General features: G+C 73.8%; 8 protein-coding genes. All 8 read right to left on the bottom strand.

The genetic code is table 11. The features are described from left to right. Positions 1-4: 4 nt before the first annotated feature. The 8 genes from B124_RS31010 to B124_RS30975 all read right to left on the bottom strand — a co-directional run bounded on the left by B124_RS31010 (position 5) and on the right by B124_RS30975 (position 20,974). On the bottom strand, positions 5-166 hold the full coding sequence (locus B124_RS31010; protein WP_496506321.1) for a hypothetical protein: 162 nt from the start codon (positions 164-166) through the stop codon (positions 5-7). Next, the gene (locus B124_RS31005; protein WP_496506320.1) at positions 163-17,388 is read right to left on the bottom strand and encodes a type I polyketide synthase; all 17,226 of its coding nucleotides are present in this window, start codon (positions 17,386-17,388) and stop codon (positions 163-165) included. Before B124_RS31005 ends, B124_RS31010 begins: the two co-directional genes overlap by 4 nt. A gap of 55 nt (positions 17,389-17,443) precedes the next feature. After that, positions 17,444-17,812 (bottom strand): ester cyclase, encoded by a 369-nt coding sequence (locus B124_RS31000; RefSeq protein ID WP_496506319.1) that lies wholly within the window; start codon positions 17,810-17,812, stop codon positions 17,444-17,446. Further along, a complete protein-coding gene (locus B124_RS30995; RefSeq protein WP_496506318.1) occupies positions 17,757-18,758 on the bottom strand; it encodes an MBL fold metallo-hydrolase in 1,002 nt (333 codons plus the stop codon). The genes B124_RS31000 and B124_RS30995 overlap by 56 nt, the downstream gene beginning before the upstream one ends. 5 nt (positions 18,759-18,763) lie before the next feature. After that, positions 18,764-19,153, bottom strand: a complete 390-nt coding sequence (locus B124_RS30990; RefSeq protein ID WP_496506317.1) for a nuclear transport factor 2 family protein — start codon at positions 19,151-19,153, stop codon at positions 18,764-18,766. Then, positions 19,150-19,491, bottom strand: coding sequence for an antibiotic biosynthesis monooxygenase family protein (locus B124_RS30985; protein WP_496506316.1), 342 nt, complete (start codon positions 19,489-19,491; stop codon positions 19,150-19,152). Before B124_RS30985 ends, B124_RS30990 begins: the two co-directional genes overlap by 4 nt. After that, entirely contained in the window at positions 19,488-20,216 is a 729-nt protein-coding gene (locus B124_RS30980; protein WP_496506315.1) for a cupin domain-containing protein, read from the bottom strand. The genes B124_RS30985 and B124_RS30980 overlap by 4 nt, the downstream gene beginning before the upstream one ends. A gap of 119 nt (positions 20,217-20,335) precedes the next feature. Beyond that, positions 20,336-20,974: a LuxR C-terminal-related transcriptional regulator gene (locus tag B124_RS30975; protein ID WP_496506314.1), complete on the bottom strand. Its 639-nt coding sequence runs from the start codon at positions 20,972-20,974 to the stop codon at positions 20,336-20,338. Positions 20,975-21,149: the final 175 nt, after the last annotated feature.

Raw genomic sequence — 21,149 nt, 5'->3', positions numbered from 1 at the left:
GTGCTCATCGCTCGTCACTCCGGCCGAAGTCCGGCAGATAGTCCTCCAGCGGCACCGGCGGCGGCAGCCAGGCCAGGCCCAGCGCCGCGAGGGCCTGCCAGAGCGCGGCGGCCACACCCCGGTGCCACGGAGAAGAGGAAGGCGTCTTCGACGTCGGGCCGGTCATTGCGGGCCGTCCTCACCCAGCGCGACTGCGATCAGTTCTTCGGCGTCCATGGTCTCAATCGGCTCCTTCCGGCCCGGCCGTGCGTCCGGCGCCGGCGCGACGATGATGCGGTGGATGTGGTCGGTGAGCGCCGCGGGAGTGGGGTAGTCGAACACGGCGGTTGCCGGCAGCGGCGTATCGGTCAGCGGCGCGAGTGCGTTGCGCAGTTCGACCGCGGCGAGTGAGTCGACTCCCAGGTCGCGGAAGTTGCGTCCGGCCTCGAGCGGCTGGGCTGCGCTGAGGCCGAGCACCGCCTGCAGCTTGCGGCTGACCAGGTCCAGCAGGCGGGTGCGCTGCTCGTCCGGGTCGAGGCCGGTCAGTTCCTGCCGCAGCCGGACCGCGTCCTGGCGGCGGCTTTTGCGGGCGGGTGTGTGCAGCCCCGCCGCGGTCACCTGTGCCCGCGGCGTGGTCAGGGCGGTGTCGAACATGGCCAGGCCGTCGGACGCGGATATCGCGGTGAACCCCCGGTCGTGCAGCCGCGCCAGGTCCGTCTCGCGCAGGTGCCCGGTCATGCCGCCCGGCTGCGCCCACAGCCCCCACGCGATGGACAGCGCGGGCAGGCCGCCGGCCCGGCGGTGCGCGGCCAGGGCGTCCAGGAAGGCGTTGGCCGCGGCGTAGTTGGCCTGGCCCGCGGAGCCGAGCGTGCCGGCGACCGAGGAGAACAGCACGAACGCGGTCAGGTCCAGCCCGCGCGTTGCCTCGTGCAGGTGCCATGCGGCATCCGCCTTGGCGGCGAGGACCGCGGTCATCTGTTCGCGTGTCAGCGACTGAAGGACGCCGTCGTCGAGGACACCGGCCGCGTGGATTACTGCGGTCAGACCGGGCGTGGCCACCGTGGCCGCTGCGGCGGGGTCGGTGAGGTCGCACGCGGTGATCTCGACCTGCGCGCCCAGCGCGGTCAGCTCCGCGCGCAGCGCGTCCGCCTGCGGTGCAGCCGGGCCCCGGCGGCTGGCCAGCAGCAGGCGCCGCACGCCGTGCGCGGTGACCAGGTGGCGGGCGAACAGCGCGCCGAGGCCGCCGGTGCCGCCGGTGATCAGCACCGTTGATTCCGGGCCGAACGGGGACGCCTGCGGTGCGCCGGGCGCCAGCGGGGCCAGGCGTGCCGTGTGCGGTACGCCTGAGCGGATCACCAGTTGCTGCTCGCCGGTGGCCAGGACCGCGGGCAGATCCAGTTCGCCGTCGGTGTCCACCAGCACGAACCGGCCGGGCTGTTCGGCCTGCGCGGAGCGCACCAGGCCCCACACCGCCGAGCCGGCCAGGTCGCAGATGTCCTCGCCCGGCAGGCCGACCGCGCCGCGGGTGACGATCACCGTCTGCCGGGCGGTCGATGCGGTCAGCGCCTCGAGTACGGTCTGCGTCGCCGTGTGCACCGAGGTGACCACGTCCGTACCGGTGGAGGGCGAGTCCAGCACCGCAACACCGGCGCCGGCGTCTGCGTCCGGGGCGGGGGCGGGGGTCAGCGGGGTCCAGGCCAGTTCGTGGATCCGGCCGGCAGGCGCTGACATCGGCCGCAGACGCACCGACTGTGCGGTCAGCACCGGCCGGCCCTCCTGGTCCCACACCGCGACGCGGATGCTGTCCGGGCCCGCGGGGGACAGCCGGACCCGCAGGCGCTGTGCCCCCATCCGGTGCAGCACCACGTTCTGCCAGGCGAACGGGACGCTGCTGCCGCCGGCTTCGTTGCCCGCCCGCCATGCGTGCACGGCCGCGTCCAGCAGGGCCGGATGCAGACCGTAGCCGCTGGTGCCAGCACCGGCTGCGGCCTCGGCGGTCCCGGCGGTCCCGGCGGTCCCGGCGACCTCGGCGAGTATGCCGTCGCCGTCGCGCCACAGCGCGACGAGGCCGCGGAAGGCCGGGCCGTAGTCGAATCCCTGCTCCGCCAGCCGGTCGTACGCCCCGTCCAGGCCGGCCGGCACCGCGCCGGCAGGCGGCCAGTCGGCCAGCGCGGGCGGATCTGCCCGGTCCCCCGCCCGGGCCGCCGATCCGCGGGCATGGACCACCCACGGTGAGTCCGGGTCCTCGCCGCGGGCGGACACCACCACCTCGCCGGCCGGATGGGCAACGGCCTGGACAGTCAGCCGGCCCTGCTCGGGCAGCTGAAGCGGAGCAGTGATCACCAGCTCGCGCAGCATGTCCGCCCCGGTTTCGGCGGCGGCGCGCAGCGCCAGCTCGGCGAAGAACGTGCCGGGCGCGAGGACCTGGCCGGCCACCGTGTGGTCGGCGAGCCACCCCGGCGAGTTCCGGGAGACGGAGCCGGACAGGATCACGGTGCCGTCGTCCGGCAGCTCCATCCGGGCGGTCAGCACGGGATGGTCCGCCGCGACGAACCCGAGCCCGGCCGCGGCGGCCGGCGACTGCGGCGGCAGCCAGTAGCGCCGCCGGTCGAACGCGTAGGTGGGCAGGGGGGCAAAGGGGCCTGACGGGTTGCCGGACACAGCACGCCAGTCCACGTCCAGCCCGTGGACGTACAAGGTGCTCAACGAGGCCAGCAGCATGTCGGGTTCGGGCTTGTCGTGCCGCAGCAGCGGCACGGCGGTGACGCCGGCGGGCATGCTCTGCGCCGCCAGGTTGATCAGCGCCCGCCCGGGCCCGATCTCGACGAAAGCAGCTGCGCCCCTGTGTGCCAGGGCGTCCACACCGGACGAGAACCGCACGGGCTGCCGGGCATGGCGCACCCAGTAGTCGGCCGAACGCAGGTCCTGGCCGGTGGCCAGTTGTCCGGTGACGTTGGACATGACCGGAATCACCGGCTGGCGGTAGGTGACCTCCTGGGCCACGGCTTGGAACTCGGCGAGCACTCCGTCCAGTTCAGCGGTGTGGAAGGCGTGCCTGCTGCGGAGCCTGACCGACCGGCGGCCGGCGGCGCGGCAGCGCTCTGCTACCCGCTCGACCGCGTCCGGCGGCCCGGAAATGACGGTGGCGTGCGGCGCGTTCAGGGCCGCGATCGACACGCCCGGCTCCAGGGCGCCGGTGATCTCCTCGGGGGTTGCCAGGATCTGCACCATGCTGCCGGGCGGCGCGGCGGCCATCGCCCGGCCCCGCGCCGTGATCAGCTTGGCGGCATCAGGCAGCGACAGGATCCCGGCCGCGTGCGCCGCGGCCAGTTCGCCGAAGGAATGCCCCAGCAGAAAGTCCGGCCGCAGGCCGAAGGACTCCATCAGCCTGAACAGGGCCACCTCGACGGCGAACAGCGCAGGCTGCGTGAACTCGGTGCGGTCCTTCAGCAGGGCCGCCTCCTTCGAGCCCTTCTGCGCGAACAGCAGATCGGCCAGCGGCCGGTGAAGGTGCGCGTCCAGTGCGGCAAGCACCTCATCGAGCGCAGCGGCGAACGCCGGGAGGTGGGCGTACAGCGTTGATCCCATCGCCGGGTACTGACCGCCCTGCCCGGGGAAGAGGAACACCACCGGCCCCGCCGCGATGTCCGCTGGTCCGGCCGGGCCGGCGCCGGCGGCGTCCGCCAGCTTCTCCAGCAGTTCGCCGCGGTCCGCGCCGGTGATGACGGTGCGGTACGGGAAGCGGGAGCGGGTTGCCGCCAGGGCCGTGGCGACGGCCGCCGGGTCGACGTCCTCGTGCTGCTTGAGATGGGCCAGGAGCCGGGCAGCCTGGCCGGGCAGCGCAGCTGCCGTACGTGCGGACAGCACCCAGGGCAGCGCCGGGCCGCTTGGCTGTGCGGCCGCGGGTTCCGGCTGCCCGGGGGGCTGTTCGAGGATGAGATGGGCGTTGGTGCCGGAGATGCCGAACGCCGAGACCGCTGCCCGGCGCGGCCGTGCGGCCTGCGGCCAGTCGGCCGGTTGCGTCGCCAGCGCAATGGTGCCTGCCGACCAGTCGACCGCCGATGTCGGCGGGTCGGCGTGCAGAGTCGGCGGCACCAGGCCCGCGTTGAGCGCGCTGATCATCTTGATGGCGCCGGCCATGCCCGCCGCCGCCTGGGTGTGCCCGAGGTTCGACTTCACCGAGCCGAGCAGCAGCGGCCGGCCGGCCGGCCGGTCCTGGCCGTACGTTGCCGCGACCGCCTCCGCCTCGATCGGGTCGCCCAGCACCGTGCCGGTGCCGTGCGCCTCCAGCACATCGACGTCCGCGGCAGCCAGCCCGGCATCCGCCAGGGCGGCGCGGATCACGCGCTGCTGGGACGGGCCGTTGGGCGCGGTCAGCCCGTTCGATGCACCGTCCTGGTTCACTGCGCTGCCCCGCAAGACCGCCAGCACCCGGTGGCCGTGCTGCCGGGCGCGTGAGAGCCGCTCCAGCACCAGCACACCGGCGCCTTCGCTCCAGCCGGTCCCGTCCGCTTGGGCGCCGAACGCCTTGCACCGGCCGTCGGAGGCCAGCCCGCCCTGCTTGGCGAACTCCGCGAACACCGTCGGCGTGGCTATCACCGTGGCGGCGCCGGCCAGCGCCAGGTCACACTCGCCCGAGCGCAGCGACTGCGCGGCCAGGTGCATGGCGACCAGCGACGAGGAGCAGGCGGTGTCCACCGTGACCGCCGGGCCCTGAAGGCCCAGTGCGTAGGCGACCCGCCCGGAGGCGACGCTGGGCTGGCTGCCGGTCAGGCGGTAGCCCTGGACTCCGGCGGCGGCGTCGTCGGTGCCTGCCGCGTACTCCTGGGCCATGATCCCGGCGAACACGCCCGTGGGGCTGCCGTTCAGCGACTGCGGGTCGATGCCGGCGTGTTCCACCGCCTCCCAGGACACCTCCAGCAGCAGCCGCTGCTGCGGGTCCATCGCCGCCGCTTCGTGCGCGTTGATCCCGAAGAACGCGGCGTCGAACCCGGCTGCGTCGGCGAGGAACCCGCCGCGCCGCATGGCGGGCTCGACGGACAGCCCGGCCAGCGGCCAGCCGCGGTCGTCCGGGAAGCCGCCGGTCACCTCCCGGCCGCCGGTCACTGTTTCCCACAGGTCAGCGGGCGAGTTGATACCGCCCGGGAAGCGGCAGCCCATGCCGACCACCACGACCGGATCGCTGTCGTCCGCCGCATCCGCCGGCCGCTCGTCCTCGCGGTGTGCGGTGCTTCCGGCCGTCCGGTCGGCCAGGTGACGGGCCAGCGCGGCCGGCGTGGGGTAGTCGAACACCAGGCCTGCGGGCAGCCGCAGACCGGTGGCCGCGCCCAGGCGGTTGCGCAGGTCGATCGCCAGCAGCGAGGTGAAGCCGAGGTCCAGGAAGGGGACTTCGGTGTCAGCCTTGCCGAGGGTGTCGTGCCCCAGGACGTGCGCCGCCTGGGTACGCACCAGGTCGAGCAGCACCGGATAGCGGTCGGTGCCGGTCAGCCGCGCCAGCCGGTCGCGCAGGCCCTCCTGCCGGCCGGCGGCCGGGACGGGCGCGGTAGGCGCGGCGGGCGCGGTAGGCGGTGCGCGGTGCAGCAGGGCCCGGAAGAGGTGCGGCGGGCCGGCGCCCAGTGCGCCGGTGTCCAGCTGCGCGGCCAGGACCACCGGTGGCGCGGTGGCCAGTGCGGCGTCATAGCGGGCCAGGCCCTGCTCGTCTGTGAGGGGGGCGAGTCCCAGCCTGCGCAGTCGCAGCAGGCCGGGCTCGTCGAGCTGTCCGGTCATGCTCGCGGTGGCTGCCCAGGGTCCCCAGGCCAGACAGAGCGCGGGCAGGCCCGCCGCGCGCCGGTGCTCGGCCAGGGCGTCCAGGAAGGTGTTGGCCGCAGCGTAGTTGGCCTGGCCCGGGGCGCCGAGGATGCCGGAGGCCGAGGAGTAGAGGATGAACTGGGCCAGGGCCACCCCGCGGGTGAGTTCGTGCAGATGGGCTGCGGCGTCGGCCTTGGCGCGCAGCACCGCCTCAAGGCGGTCGTCGGTGAGTTCGGTCAGGACACCGTCGTCGAGTACTCCGGCGGCGTGCACCACCGCCGTCAGCGGATGCCCGGACGGTACCTGGTCCAGCAGGGCGGCGAGCGCGTTGCGGTCGGATACGTCGCATGCCTGAACGGTGGCGGCGGCTCCCAGGTGCGCCAGTTCGGCCACCAGTTCCGGCGCGCCGGGTGCCTTTGGGCCGCGCCGGCTGACCAGAAGCAGGTGCCGGGCGCCGTGCCGGACCACCAGATGCCGGGCCAGGAGGCGGCCCAGGCCGCCGGTCGCGCCGGTGAGCAGCACGGTGCCGCGCGGGTCGAGGGGGCGCGCCTGCCCGGCAGGCCGGGCCGGCTGGGCCGGCTGGGTGGTGGTGCGGGTCAGGCGCGGCACCAGCACGCGGCCGTCCCGGATGGCCACTTCGGGCTCCTCGGTGGCCAGTGCGGCAGCCAGCGCCCCGCCCGGCCCCGGCAGCATCCGGGCGTCGTCGGTGTCCAGCAGCACGAACCGGCCGGGGTGTTCCGACTGCGCCGACCTGACCAGGCCGGGCACGGCGGCCATCGCCAGGTCGACCGGGAAGCCGCCCGCGGCGAGTGCGCCGCGGGTCACCACGACCAGACGGGACGCGGCGAAGCGGTCATCGGCCAGCCAGTCGCGCAGCACGCCGAGCACCTGCGCGGCCGTCGCCCTGACCCGGTCCGGCAGTCCGGCCGGGCCAGCCGCTGCGTTGTCCGCTGCGCTGCCCGCCACGTCCCAGAGCACGGCCGGCGGGGCCGGGGTGCCGGGCGGCAGCGTGCCCGCGAACGCCGCGAGGCCGGGATAGGGGTCAACCGGGGTCCCCTCCCAGGCCGCTGCGGCGCCGGCTCCCACCGCCGCCCAGCGGGCGGGCCCGCGCGCCTCGGCGGCCGGTGCGGGCGCGGGAACCCAGCCGACGTGCAGAAGCGTGTCGTCCGGCGCGGCGGCGACGGCGGTGGCGGCGGCGGTGTCGCGCAGCCGCCCGGCCGAGACGGCCCGCATGACGAACGAGTCGATGCGCAGTACCGGCTGCCCGGTGTGGTCGGCGACGTCGAGGGCGACCTCGTCGGGCGAGAGCGGCTTCAGGCGTACCCGCAAGCTTGCGGGGCCCGCGGCGGCGTAGCGGTGCACGCCGGCCACCGAGAACAGGATCGGGGCGTTGTCCGGGTCCGGGGCGGCGGCCTGGCCGAAGGTTTCCAGTTGCAGGTGGACTCCGGAGTCCAGCAGTGCCGGGTGGACCTCGAAGCGGCCGGTGTGCTCCTGGTATTCCTCGGGCAGCCGCACCTCGGTGAACCATTCGTCGCCGCGCCGCCAGGCACCGCGCAGGCTGCGGAAGGAGGGTCCGAAGTGATAGCCGCGGCCGTGCAGCCGCTCGTACAGCTCGGTGACGTCCGTCTCCTTGGCGCCCTGCGGCGGCCAGACGCTCATCTCCGGCGGGGCGGGGGCCATCTCGTCGGACGCGGCGAGCACGCCGGTGGCGTGACGGGCCCAGCCGCGCGTGCCGTCGCCGTCCGGGCGTGAGTGGATGGTCAGCTCACGCTGCCCGGCGGCGTCCGCCGGGCCCACCCAGACCTGCAGCTCCTGGGCGCCGGATTCCGGCAGGTAGAGGGGTGCTTCGAAGGTCAGGTCCGCCACCTGCCCGCTGTCGGCGTGCCGTGCCGCGCGCAGGGCGAGTTCCAGCAGTGCGATGCCCGGTACGACGGCGGTGCCCATCACCACGTGGTCGGCCAGCCAGGGGTGGCCGGTGCGGGAGAGGCGGCTGGTGAACAGCCAGCCGTCGCCGCCCGGTACCCGTACCGCGGCGTCCATCATCGGGTGGTGCGCGGGGCCGGGCCCGGCGCTCGCCGGGAGTTGCGGCCTGCGGTGCCGGGGTGTGGTGCCGGGCTCGGGTGCGAGCCAGTAACGCTTGTGCTGGAAGGCGTAGGTGGGCAGGTCCGCGAGCCGTCCGCCGTGGCCGCTGAGCGCCGGGCGCCAGTTGAGGGGCACGCCGTGGACGTGCAGTTGCGCGGCGGCGGCCACCGGCCCGGCCGCCTCGGCCTGCGCCTCGGCCTGCGCCGCATCCTGGGCCGCATCCTGGGCCGCGTCCTGGGCCGCGTCCTGGGCCTGCGGCCCGTGCGTCCGGCGGCCCTGCCCGGTCCGGCGGACCGCGGCCGCAAACACCGTCTTTCCGCCCGCCTCCCGGGGCAGGCATTCCCGGCCCAGCGCGGTCAGTACGCCGTCGGGACCGAGTTCGGCGAATGCGGTGACGCCCTGGCGGTGCAGCCAGCGCATCCCGTCGGCGAACCGCACCGTGGACCGTACGTGCCGGGCCCAGTACCCGGGCGAGCACGCCTGTTCCGCGGTCAGCGGCACGCCGGTGACGTTGGAGACGACCGGGACGGCGGGCGGGGAGAGGGAAAGGCCCCGCGCAACCTCGGTGAGCTCGGTGAGCATCCCGTCCATGTGCGGGGAATGGAAGGCGTGGCTGACCCGCAGTCTGCCGGCCCTGCGGCCTTGTGCCCGCCACTGCCTGGCGATGTCCAGTACCGGCTGCTCATCGCCGGACAGCACGACCGCGCCCGGGGCGTTGACCGCGGCCAGGCAGACCTCGGCCTCGCGGCCGGCGAGCAACCCGGCCAGCTCGTCCTGAGAGCCCTCCACCGCGATCATCGCGCCGCCGCCCGGCTGGGCCTGCATCAGCCTGCCCCGCGCTGCCACGAGCAGCGCCGCGTCCGCCAGGGTGAGTACGCCGCCGACGTGGGCGGCGGTCAGCTCCCCGATCGAGTGCCCGAGGAGGAAGTCCGGGGCCAGGCCCCAGCTTTCCATCAGCCGGAACAGCGCTGTCTCGAAGGCGAACAGAGCTGCCTGGGTGTATTCGGTACGGTCCAGCAGCGCCGCGCCGGGCGAGCCCGGCTCGGCGGCCAGCACCTCGCGCAGCGGACGGTCCAGGTGCGCATCGAGGTGGGCGCAGGTCTCCTCCAGCGCGTCGGCGAAGACCGGGTAGGCCGCGCTGAGGCCGCGTCCCATGCCGGGGTGCTGGCTGCCCTGGCCGGTGAAGAGCACGGCGGTGGCGGGCGGCCGCTGCCCGGCGCTGCCGCGTACCAGCCCGGGGGCGCTGTGGCCTGCGGCCAGCGCCGACAGGCCGCTCAGCAGGCCGTCGCGGCTGTCGGTCAGCACCGCTGCCCGCTCCTCGAAGGCGGTGCGGGCGCTGGCCAGGGTGTGGGCGACGTCGGCCAGCTCCAGGCGGGGGCGGGCGTGCAGGTGCTCGTGCAGCCGCTGGGCCTGCGCCCGCAGGGCCGTCTCGTCGCGGCCGGAGAGCAGGAACGGCCTGCGGATCCGGCCCGGTGCGCGGACGGCCGCGGCCGGTGCGGGCAGGGCGGGAGGTTCTTCGAGGATCACGTGGGCGTTGGTGCCGCCGATGCCGAACCCGGAGACGCCGGCCCGCCGGGGGCGCTCGCCGTGCGGCCAGGGCTGTTCCCGGGTGAGCAGCCGGACTTCTCCCGCGCTCCAGTCGGCGTGCGGGGTCGGCTCGTCCACGTGCAGCGTGCGCGGCAGGGTGCCGTGGCGCATCGCCTGCACCATCTTGATGACCCCGGCGACGCCCGCCGCCGCCTGGGTGTGGCCGATGTTGGACTTCACCGAGCCCAGCCACACCGGCCGGCCGGCGGGCCGGTCCTGGCCGTAGGTGGCCAGGAGGGCCTGTGCCTCGATCGGGTCGCCGAGGGTGGTGGCGGTGCCGTGGGCTTCCACCGCGTCGACGTCCGCGGTGGTCAGGCGGGCGGCGGCCAGTGCCTGGTTGATGACCCGCTGCTGGGAGGCGCCGTTGGGCGCCTCCAGGCCGTTGCTCGCGCCGTCCTGGTTGACGGCCGAGCCCGCCACCACCGCGAGTACCCGGTGGCCGTTGCGGCGCGCGTCGGACAGCCGCTCCAGCAGCAGCATGCCGGCTCCCTCGCCCCAGCCGGTGCCGTCGGCGGCTGCCGCGAAGGACCGGCAGCGGCCGTCTTTTGACAGTCCGCGCTGCCGGCTGAACTCCACGAACACGGTGGGGGCCGACAGCACCGTCGCCCCGCCGGCCAGCGCCAGGTCGCACTCCTGCTGGCGCAGCGACTGGCAGGCCAGGTGCAGGGACACCAGCGAGGAGGAGCAGGCGGTGTCGACGGTGACGGCCGGCCCTTCCAGGCCCAGGCAGTAGGCGACCCGCCCCGAGACCACCGAGGCGGCCACTGCGGTCAGCCGGTACCCTTCGGCCGCTTCGGGTGCGTCATCCAGCCTGCCCGCGTAGTCCTGGCCGACGGTGCCGGTGAACACCGCCGTCCTGCTGCCGCGCAGCGAGCGGGGGTCGATCCCGGCCCGTTCGACGGCCTCCCAGGACGTCTCCAGCATCAGCCGCTGCTGGGGGTCCAGTGTGGTGGCCTCGCGCGGGCTGATGCCGAAGAAGCCGGCGTCGAACCCGGCCGCGTCGGTGAGGAAGCCGCCCTGGTCGACGTAGGTGGTGCCCGGCCGGTCCGGATCGGGATCGACCAGGCCGTCCAGGTCCCAGCCCCGGTCGGTGGGGAAGCCGGTGATGGCGTCACCGCCCGCCGCGAGGAGATCCCACAGTTCCTCAGGGGTACGCACTCCCCCGGGATACCGGCACGCCATGGAGACGATCGCGATGGGGTCGTCGCCCGTTGCAGCGCCGGCGGCGGGGGCTGGTGCCGGGGCCTGCTGGGCCTGCTGGGCCGGTGGGGTGCGGGTGCCGGTCAGCAGCCCGGTCAGATGCGCCGCGAGCGCGTCGGGGGTGGGGTGGTCGAAGACCAGGGTCGTCGCCAGCTTCAGGCCGGTCGCGGCGACCAGGCGGTTGCGCAGCTCGACGCTGGTCAGAGAGTCGAAGCCGAGCTCTTTGAAGGCCCGGCCGGTGTCCAGAGCAGCCTGGGCGCTGTGACCGAGTACGGCCGCCGTGTGGCCGCGTACCAGGTCTGCCACGGCCGTGGCCCGCTCCGCTTCCGGCAGCGCCGCAAGCCGCCCGGCCAGGTCCGATTCCTGCGGTGCCGCGCCGTGTCCGTGTGCGTGCTCTGGCACGGCTGCTGCGGCCTGGGGCAGTTCGGCGAGCAGCCGGCTGGGGCGCGCCACCGTGAAGCCCGGCACGAACCGCTGCCAGTCGAAGTCCGCGACGACCAGGCAGCCCTCGTTCCCGCGCACCGCCCCCCGCAGTGCCGCGACAGCCAGCGGCGCGGGCATGGGCACCAGGCCGCGGCGCCAGATCCGCTCCCGGCCCAGCTCTTCGCCCATGCCGGCGCCGTCCCACAGTCCCCACGCCACCGCCGTCCCCGGCAGGCCGGCTGAGCGTCGCCGCTCCACCAGCGCGTCCAGGAAGGCGTTGGCCGCGCCGTAGGGGCCTTGGCCGCCGCCGCCCCATACCCCCGCGCCGGAGGAGAAGACGACGAACTCATCCAGCGAGCCGGGCTCGGCGAAGATCTCGTCAAGATGCGCCGCCCCGGCAGCCTTGGCCGCCAGGGCCTCGGCCAGATCCGTCACAGCGGCATCAGCGAGCGGGACCGAGGTGCCGACCCCGGCCGCGTGGAAGACCGCGCGTACCGCGGCGCCCCGGGCTGCCGAAGCGGCCACCAGGTCCTCAAGCGCAGCCTTGTCGGCCGCATCGCACGCCGCGACGGTGACCTGCGCGCCCTGCGCGGTCAGCTCGGCCCGCAGTTCCCCGGCGCCCGGTGCCGCGGGCCCGCGGCGGCTGGCCAGGACCAGGCGGCGGGTGCCGCCGCGGACCAGTGCCCGCGCCAGGTGGCCGCCCAGCGCGCCCGTGCCGCCGGTGATCAGGACCGTGCCGTCGATCCGCCAGGAACCACCGGAACCACCAGAGCCACCAGAGCCGCCGGAGCCGCCGGAGCCGGAACTGCCGGAGGCGGAACTGCCGGCGGGGGCGGCGGGGGCGGGGAGCAGTCTGCGGGCGAACAGGCCCGAAGGGCGCAGCGCGAGCTGGTCCTCCCCCGTCCCGTCCTCCTGGGCGCTGCCCAGAGCGGCCGACAGCCGGGCGCGGGCGCGGTCGTCCAGCGTCGCGGGCAGGTCGATCAGACCGCCCCAGCCTTCCGGGAACTCCAGGGCCGCTGCCCGGCCCAGGCCCCACACCTGCGCCTGCACCGGGTGGGTGAGCGGATCAGAGCGGCCGATGGAGACCGCGCCCTGGGTGGCGCACCACAGCCGGGCGGGGATGCCGCCGATGTCGCCCAGAGCCTGGATCAGCGCGAGGGTGGCCGCGAGTCCGGCCGGCACCTGCGGCTGCCCGGGGTGCGGCCGGGTATCGAGCGCGAGCAGCGACAGCACACCGGCCGCCGGAACCGTGTCCCCGGGGTCCTCCGGGTCGTCGGGGAGAGCGGCGCGCAGCAGGCCGGCGAGGCGGGCCCGGCCGGCATCGCGGCCCACGCTCACCTCGGTCACGGCGGCGCCGTGACCGGCCAGAGCGCGGGCGGCGCCGGCCGCCAGCTCCGTACCGGCAAGATCCTCGGGGACGATGAGCAGCCACGGCCCGCGGGCGCCGGCCGTATCGCTGGTGAGGGCCGTGACCGGCCGCCAGCCCACGCGGTAGCGCCAGCCGTCGATCGTGTTCTCCTCGCCGCGCCGCCGGTGCCAGGCAGACAGCGCGGGCAGCACTTCGCTGAGCGGGCTGTCCTGCCCCACGCTCAGGGTGCCGGCGACAGCGGCCACGTCCTGCTCGCCGACCGCCTGCCAGAACTCCGCCTCCGCAGCAGCAGGACCCGCTGCCCTGGCCGCGCCGGTGCCCGGCTGCGTCTGCCCGGGCTGGTACCGCTGCTTCTGGAAGGCGTACGTGGGCAGCTCGACCCGGCGCGCGGCCGTGCCGGGCGGGAGCAGCGCGGTGAAGTCCACGTCCACGCCGCGGACATGGGCCTCGGCCAGGGAGTGCGCCAGCCGCTGCAGGCCGCCCTCCCCCCGGCGCAGGGTGCCGACCGAGGCCACCGGGGAGGCTTCGGCCGATTCCGCGGTCTCGGCGATTCCGGTGGCCAGCACGGGGTGCGGGCTGATCTCGATGAAGACCCGGTGGCCGTCGGCGAGCAGGGCCCGGGTGGCGTCTTCGAAGCGCACCGTGTGCCGCAGGCCGGTGAACCAGTAGCCGGCGTCCAGCGCGCTGCCCTCGATGCGCGCGCCGGTGACCGTGGAGTAGATGGGCGTTCTGGCCGGGCCTGGCGCGACACCGGCCAGCAGGGGGGCGAGCGGCTCTCGCATCTCCTCGACGTGCGCGGAGTGGGAGGCGTAGTCGACGGGCACGCGGCGGACCCGGATGCCTTCCGCGGTGAACGCCTCGACCAGCTCGTCCAGGGCCGTCGCAGCGCCGGAGACAACGACCGAGCCCGGCCCGTTGACGACCGCCACCGACACCGCGCGGCCCCACCGCTCCAGCCGGGGCACGGTCTCCGCTTCGCTCAGCGCCACCGAGACCATGCCGCCCCGGCCGGTCAGCGCCAGCAGCGCCCGGCTGCGGCGGGCCACCACCATCGCCGCGTCCGCCAGGCTCAGCGCCCCGGCCACACAGGCCGCGGCGATCTCGCCCTGGCTGTGCCCCACCACCGCCGAAGGCTCCACCCCGCACGAGCGCCACACCTCGGCAAGCGCGACCATCACCGCGAACAGCGCCGGCTGCACGATGTCCACCCGCTCCAGCCCAGGGGCCCCGGGCACGGACCGCAGCACGTCCATCAACGACCAGTCGAGGTGCGGTGCCAGGGCATCAGCACACTCCTGCAGCCGGTCACGGAAGACCGGGGAACTCTCCAGCAGTTCCGCCGCCATGCCCGCCCACTGCGTTCCCTGGCCGGGGAAGACGAAGACCACCGCGCCCGTCTCGCCGGCCGTGCCCTGCACCAGGTTCGGCGCCGGCCGGCCGGCTGCCGCGGCGTCGATCCCGGCCAGCAGCTCCTGGCGGGTACGGCCGACGACGACTGCCCGGTCCTCAAAACGGGCCCGGGTCGCGGCCAGTGAGCAGGCGACATCCACCGGGCCCAGGCTCTCGTTCTGCTCCAGGTGAGCGTGCAGCCGGGCCGCCTGCGCCCGCAGCGCGCCCTGGCCGCGCCCGCTGACCACCCAGGACACCAGCGCCGGGTCTGCGGCCGGGTCTGCGGTCTGGCCCGGCTGCGGCGGCTCGTCCGGTACGGCTTCCAGCACCGCGTGGGCGTTGGTGCCGCTGATGCCGAACGCCGAGATCCCGGCCAGGCGGGGCCTGTTCCGCCCGGGCCAGGGGACCTGCTCGGTCAGCAGCGACAGGCTGCCGGCCGCCCAGTCGATGTGCGGGGAGGGCTGCTCCGCGTGCAGGGTGCGGGGAAGCAGCCCGTGACGCATGGCCATGACCATCTTGATGACGCCCGCGATCCCGGCGGCGGCCTGGGTGTGCCCGATGTTGGACTTCACCGAGCCCAGCCGCAGCGGCCGGCCGGCCGGGCGGCCGACACCGTAGGCGGCCTGCAGCGCCTGCGCCTCGATCGGATCGCCGAGCGCGGTGCCGGTGCCGTGTGCCTCCACCACGTCCACGTCACCGGGCGCCACCCCCGCGTTGCGCAGCGCCTGGCGGATCACCCGCTGCTGGGACGGCCCGTTGGGGGCGGTCAGACCGTTGCTCGCGCCGTCCTGGTTCACGGCGCTGCCGCGGAGCACGGCCAGTACCTGGTGGCCGTTGCGCCGGGCGTCCGAGAGGCGTTCCAGCAGCAGCAGCCCGCCGCCCTCGGCCATCGCGAATCCCTGGGCGCCCGCCGCGAACGGCCGTGAACGCCCGTCGCGGGCCAGCGCCCGCTGCCTGCTGAACTCCACCAGCGGCCCCGGCGTGCCCATGATGGTCACACCGCCGGCCAGCGCCAGATCGCACTCCTGCTGCCGCAGCGACTGACAGGCCAGGTGAATGGCGACCAGCGACGAGGAACACGCGGTGTCGATGGTGATGGCCGGCCCCTCAAGGCCGAGGGTGTAGGCCACGCGGCCGGACGCTACGCTGCCGGCGTTCCCGGTCAGCACGTAGCCGCCCAGGTCCTGCGGCGCGCTGTCCATCCGGACAGGCGGGTCGTAGTTCATGACCCCGGCGAAGACGCCGGTGGCGGTGGAGCGCAGCTTCTCGGGGTCGAGGCCGCCGCGTTCCAGGGCCTCCCACGCGGTCTCCAGCAGCAGCCGCTGCTGGGGGTCCATGGCAACCGCCTCGCGGGGGCTGATGCCGAAGAACCCCGGGTCGAACCGGTAGGGGTCCTGAAGGAAGCCTCCCTCGCGTACGTAGGTGGTGCCCTGGCGGCCGGAGTCCGGGTCGTAGCACGCGTCGATGTCGATGCCCCGGCCGGCGGGGAACTCGGCGATGGCTTCCCGGCCTTCGGCCACGAGCTGCCACAGCTCCTCCGGGCTGGTCACCCCGCCCGGGAAGCGGCAGCTCATCGACACGATCGCGACAGGCTCCCCCGCCGCGCCGTCGCCGTCGCCGTCGGCGGGGGCGGGGGCGGGGGCCGGGCGCGGCTGTCCGGCAGCCGGGGGGCCGCCGGCCAGGTGTGCGGCCAGCGCGGCCGGGGTCGGGTAGTCGAAGACCGCGGTGGCATCGACCGGCCGGCTGAGCGTCTCCGACAGCCGGCCGGCCAGTTCGACCGCGTTGAGCGAGCTGAAGCCGAGGTCGTCGAAGGTGCTGTCGTACGGCACGGCACCGGCGTCGTCCAGACCCAGCTGGGCGGCGGCCTCGGCCCGGACGGCGGCGAGCATGCCGTCGCCGGACGCGGGCGCTGCGCCACCGGCTTTCGGTGTACCGGTGGGGGCGGGCGGCCGGTCGAACGCGTAGGTGGGCAGGTCCACCGGGCGCGCGCCGGTGCCGGCGAACACCGATGACCAGTCCGTGTCGCCGCCGGCCACGAAGTCCTGTGCCATCGCCTTCAGCGGCCCTCCGGCCGCCCCGGCCGCCCCGGCTGCCCCGGCTACGGACGGGCCGTCGCCGTCGGCCACCTCCCGCAGCCCGGCCTTGAGTTCGCTGTGGTCGCGGCCGAAGACGACCGCGCGGACGGGGAAGTGGGTGCGGGTGTCCGCCAGCGAGAGCCCCACGTCCGCCGGCTCGGCGCCGGCGGCCTGGGCAAGCAGCCGCCGGGCCTGCCCGCGCAGGGCGCTGCGGGTCTTTGCGGACAACACCCACGGCACCACCGGCAGACGGGGTGCCGCGGGCCGGGGCGCGGCCGGGGCGCAGGGCGCCGGGGTCAGCACCACGTGGCAGTTGGTGCCGCCGAGGCCGAATGAGCTGACCCCGGCCACGGCCGGCCCTTCGGGCCACGGCCGGATCTGCGTGTTCACGCGGAGGTTGAGCTCCGCCAGCGGGATGGCGGGGTTGGGCTGGGCAAAGTGCAAACTCGCGGGCACCTGCCGGTGGTGCAGGCTCAGCACGGTCTTGAGCAGGCCGGCGATCCCGGCCGCGGCCTCCAGATGGCCGATGTTGGTTTTCGCGGAGCCGACCAGCAGCGGCGCCCTGCGGGCCGGGGCGGTGCCCAGCGCGGCGCCCAGGGCCGCCGCCTCCACCGGGTCGCCCACAGCGGTGCCGGTCCCGTGCAGTTCGACGTACTGCACGGCCCCGGGATCGACCCCGGCCCGGTCGCAGGCCAGGGCAAGCAGTGCCTGCTGCGCCTGGGCACTGGGCGTGGTCAGCTCGCGTGAACGCCCGTCGTTGTTCACCGCGCTGCCGGCGATGACCGCCATGATCCGGTCGCCGTCGGCCAGCGCGTCCGGCAGCCGCTTGAGCACCACCAGGCCGCCGCCTTCACCGCGTACGAAACCGTTTGCCCGGCTGTCGAACACGTAGCAGCGGCCGTCCGGCGACAGCACCCCCAGCTCGGCCAGGCCGCTGGCGGCATCCGGGGCCGCCATCAGGCTCACCCCGCCGGCGATGGCCAGGTCGCAGTCGCCGGCGTGCAGCGACTGGGTGGCCAGGTGCACCGCCACCAGCGACGAGGACTGCCCGGTGTCCACGGTCAGGCTCGGCCCGCTCAGGCCCAGGGCGTGCGACAGCCGGTTGGCCACCATGGCGCGCTGCCGGCCGGCGAAGGTGTACTGATCGGGTGCGGACGCGGCCGCGTTCTCCCCCGGTGCGGACACGAACACGCCGGTGGGCATGGCGGCCAGCCGGGCCTCGCGCAGCCGGGCGTGTTCCAGCGACTCCCAGCCCAGCTCCAGCATCAGCCGCTGGTGCGGATCCATGGCGGCGGCCTCCCGCGCCAGGATGCCGAAGAAGCCGGCGTCGAATCCGGTGATGTCGTCGAGGAACGCACCACGGCGTGCGGCCGTCCGGCCCCAGGGCGCCTCGGTGACCGCGTCGGTGCCCGAGCGCAGCAGCTCCCAGAGCTCGCCCGGCCCGTTCGCCCGGGGCAGCCGGACGGCCATGCCGATGATCGCGAACCCCTCAGTCATGGTGCGTCCCCTCGACAAGATCCTGAAAAAACCGGACGGCGGCGTGCGGTGCCCGTCAGGACCGGGCGGTGGCCTGACGGAACGCGGAGGTGTCCGGCGGCGTCATCTGGCCGAGCTGGGTGAGCAGCACGTGCAGGTCGTTGCAGGCCCAGTGGTCGCTCACCCGGCCGTCACGGATCTTGGCGATGTGCATCTCGTTCCAGCTGACGGTGCGGCCGGTCGGCTCGACGCCGAACACCGTGCCGGTGTGGGTGCCGGTGAGCTGGACGTGCTGGATGACGAAGTCGCCGTCCTCGAAGTCGCGGATGATGTCGGCCTTCAGGTCGGGGAAGCCCTGCCGCTCGATCCGGATCACCGACTTGACGCCCTCACGTCCGGTGTCCATTCCGGGAGGCGCGTTGTGGTTGACGAAGTCCTCGGTCATCAGCTCGTCCAGGACCTCGGGCTTGCCCTGGGAGAATGCCTCGGTCAGGATGCGGCGAATCTTGATCTTGTCGGACACGGTGTTCTCCTTGGAAGGGTTGTCCGGTTATCTCGGCAAGAGCCACCTGGATGTTGACCAGGGTTCGTTCCGGTTCGAGCCAGCCCGCTGCCGGGCCCGGGTCGAACCGGGCCCACACTGTTTCCGCGGACAACTGCCCGGCGTGGGCGAGGCGGGCGGCGGCCAGCACGCGGTCGAAGTAGTCGGCCAGTTCACGCAGTGCTTCGATCCCGGCCGGCCGGCCGTGGCCGGGAAGGACGGTTGTCGGGCGCAGCGCGATCAGCCGGTCCAGTGCCGCCCGCCAGCGGCTGACGCGCCCGTGCACGGCCAGCGGCGTCACCTGGGAGAAGCACAGGTCGCCGGTGACCAGCACCTGTTCGGCAGGCAGCCACACCGCCAGGTCGGCGGCTGAGTGGGTGTCGGTGAACTCCAGCACGCGCGCGCCGCCGGGCAGCGCTTGTTCGATGCCGGCGGCCGGTGCCGGCTGGGCCGCCACGCTGTCCCAGTCCGCCAGCCGGTCGGCGAACGCCGGCATCACCCTGGCGAGCAGCGCGGGCAGTCCCGGCTCGCCGATCATCTTCCGCATCCCCGCCGCGGAGCGCGGATGGGCGAGGATCGGCACCTGGTCGAACAGCAGGTTCCCGCCGATGTGATCGGTGTGGACGTGGGTGTTGACGACCAGTTCGGCGGCGCGGCCCCGGCGGGCCAGCGCGGTCACGATGCCGGCTGCCATCTCCGGCAGCAGCATCGTGTCGATCACCGTGGCCGGCCCGCCCCCGCCGAGGAGCAGCACGCTGTTCGACTGGCCGGCGCTGCCGTCGCCGTTCACCACCGCGACCACGCCGTCGGCGACTTCGACTTCACGGCGTACGGGCGATCCAGCCGCCATGGCGGTCACCGCTGAAGGGAGCGGATCCGCTCGACCAGGCCGGTGCGGTCGAGCATGGCGTGCCAGGACACGATGCGGCCGGCGTCGGCGCGGACGGTCTCCACGACGTTCCAGGTCACCCGCTGGCCGGTGCCCTTGGGCACGCCGGACAGCGTGAGTTCGGCCGACAGTGCGCTGCCGTCCGCGGACTCGATGATCCCGTCGACCTTGCGGTCCATCTCCAGGTACAGTCCGCGCTGCTGCACGAACATGCTGATGAGCTGCTGTGCGCCGGTCTTCTCCAGGGAAGCGGTGTGGATCTCCACTTCCGGGATGCACAGTTCGACCACGTCAGCGAAGTCGCCGGCATCGACCGATGCGTACACGGCCTCCCACAGTTCCTTTGCGCCCTTCATTGCGGTCCCTCTCCGTCGCCGGACACGATCCAGTCGACCTGGTACACCTGCACGTCCGCGTCGTCCGCGTACTTGTGCAGTTCGAGAATCAGCGCGCGGCCCGCCTCGCTGCGGATGTGTTCCTGGAACGCCGTGAGCTCGCTCCACTGGGCGTAGTTCGTCACCCGGCTGCCGTCGACGCTGCAGTGCACGTTGGCCGACACAAATCCGGGCATGTGCCGGATCACCTCGTCGGTTTCCTTGCGGATCGCAACGGACAACGCCTTCTGGTTCTCGGGCTTGCAGCGGAAGACGTTGATATAGGTCATCAGGCCTTCGTTCGTGGAGATTTTGCTCATGGCCGTGCCGCCGTCGTCTCGGCGACCACGCTGAAGCTGCGGAGTTCAGGATCCGAGTAGCATGCCCGCATCGGCCTGACGAGATCCTTGTGCTCCTCCGACTTCTCCCAGGCGAAGAAATCGTCCATGGTTTTCCATTCGCTGACGATCAGCCATTTCTCCGGATCGTCGGGCGCCTGGCAGATCTGGTCGCGCATGTGCCCCGGGGTTGCCGCGACGCTGAAGCGGACCTTTTCGTAGGCGGCCAGGAACTCCTCCTTCTTTTCCTCGGCGACCGTCATCATGAACAGGATGCGGGCCGTGCCCGCCGCAGCGTCGGAGCCCTCCGTCCCGGTTTCGCCGAGGACTTCGGTGTCCACATGCGCCAGCGACGGGTCCGGCGCCAGGGGGCCGATGTGGTAGACGGTCAGCGACTCGGCCGTGCCCACATTGCGCAGCCGGTGCCGCTTGCCTATGGGCACGTAAATTCCGTCACCGGCACCCAGCGTCCAGTTGTCGCCCTCGGCTTCGAGCACCAGATCGCCGCTGACGACATACAGGAACTCTTCGGAGTACGGGTGGAAGTGCTCCACCACGTGTTCCCCGGGCTGGAGCACGACCGTGCCCATATAGCCGGACCGGCTGCCCACCGAACCGGGATGAAGCACCATACGCAGATGCCCGCCGCGCGCCCGATAGGGCTCTATCTCAGCGGAATGAACTCGGCTGACCGGTGGTTTACTCATGAGGGGATGATCCCCCTGCACGCCCCCGCTCCGCATCAGCGGTATCCCGTGAAGATTCTGACGGGAAACCTGAAAACCGGCTGCGGGAAATCCGCAACGGCGCTGCTCAGACGCCTGCTTCAGTCTCCGGCTGCCAGCCGGGCAGCACTGGCCTGGGCCCGGAAGCCGTGCACGCAGGCATACACCGCCAGCTGAGTCCGGTCGCGCAGGTCGAGCACCCGCAGCAGCGCGGAGATGTGCGACTTCACCGTGGGCCGGCCCAGCTGCAGCTGATGAGCGATCTCCACATTGGTCAGCCCGTGGCCGATCAGACCGAGGATCTGCCGCTGACGCGGGGTGAGTTTCGCCCCGTTGACCGGCCCCGTGCCCGCCTCCGGGCCGCCGCCGCTGCGCAGCACGGTCACCAGGTCGCCCGCCACCTGCGGATCCAGCGCCGCACCGCCCTGGTCAACCGCCCGGATGGCATCCACCAGCCCCCGCACCGGCGTGTCCCTGTGCAAGAACCCCTCGGCTCCGCCGCGCAGCGCCCTCATCGCAGTATGGCGGTCCAGACTGGCCGACAGCACAAGCACCTTCACCGCCTGCTCCACCGTCCGGCCCAGCACACGCCTGCCCAGCAGATCCTCAAGGTCGAAACCGTCCAAGTCCATCAGCAGCACACGCGGCCGGTATTCCTGCAGCAGCCGGGGATCGTAGCGCGATGTATCCAGTTCGATCACCACATCGATCCCGGGAATCTCACGCAGCACGGTCTTCACACCTGCTCGGTATACGCTGGAACCACTGCATACTCCAACCGATAGTGTCCTGGGAACGATGTAGCCGTCTGCGGGCTCTTCAAAAAGAAAACACTGCTCACAATCGGATCTCCCACGGTTCGGCAACGTAACCGGCATCTTCACACTCCTCGTGTTTCGCGGCAACGTACGCTGG

The sequence above is a fragment of the Streptomyces sp. CNP082 genome, assembly GCF_059570535.1.
The sequence above is the reverse complement of the archived record's forward strand: the minus strand, read 5'-3'. Positions and strand labels throughout refer to the sequence as shown.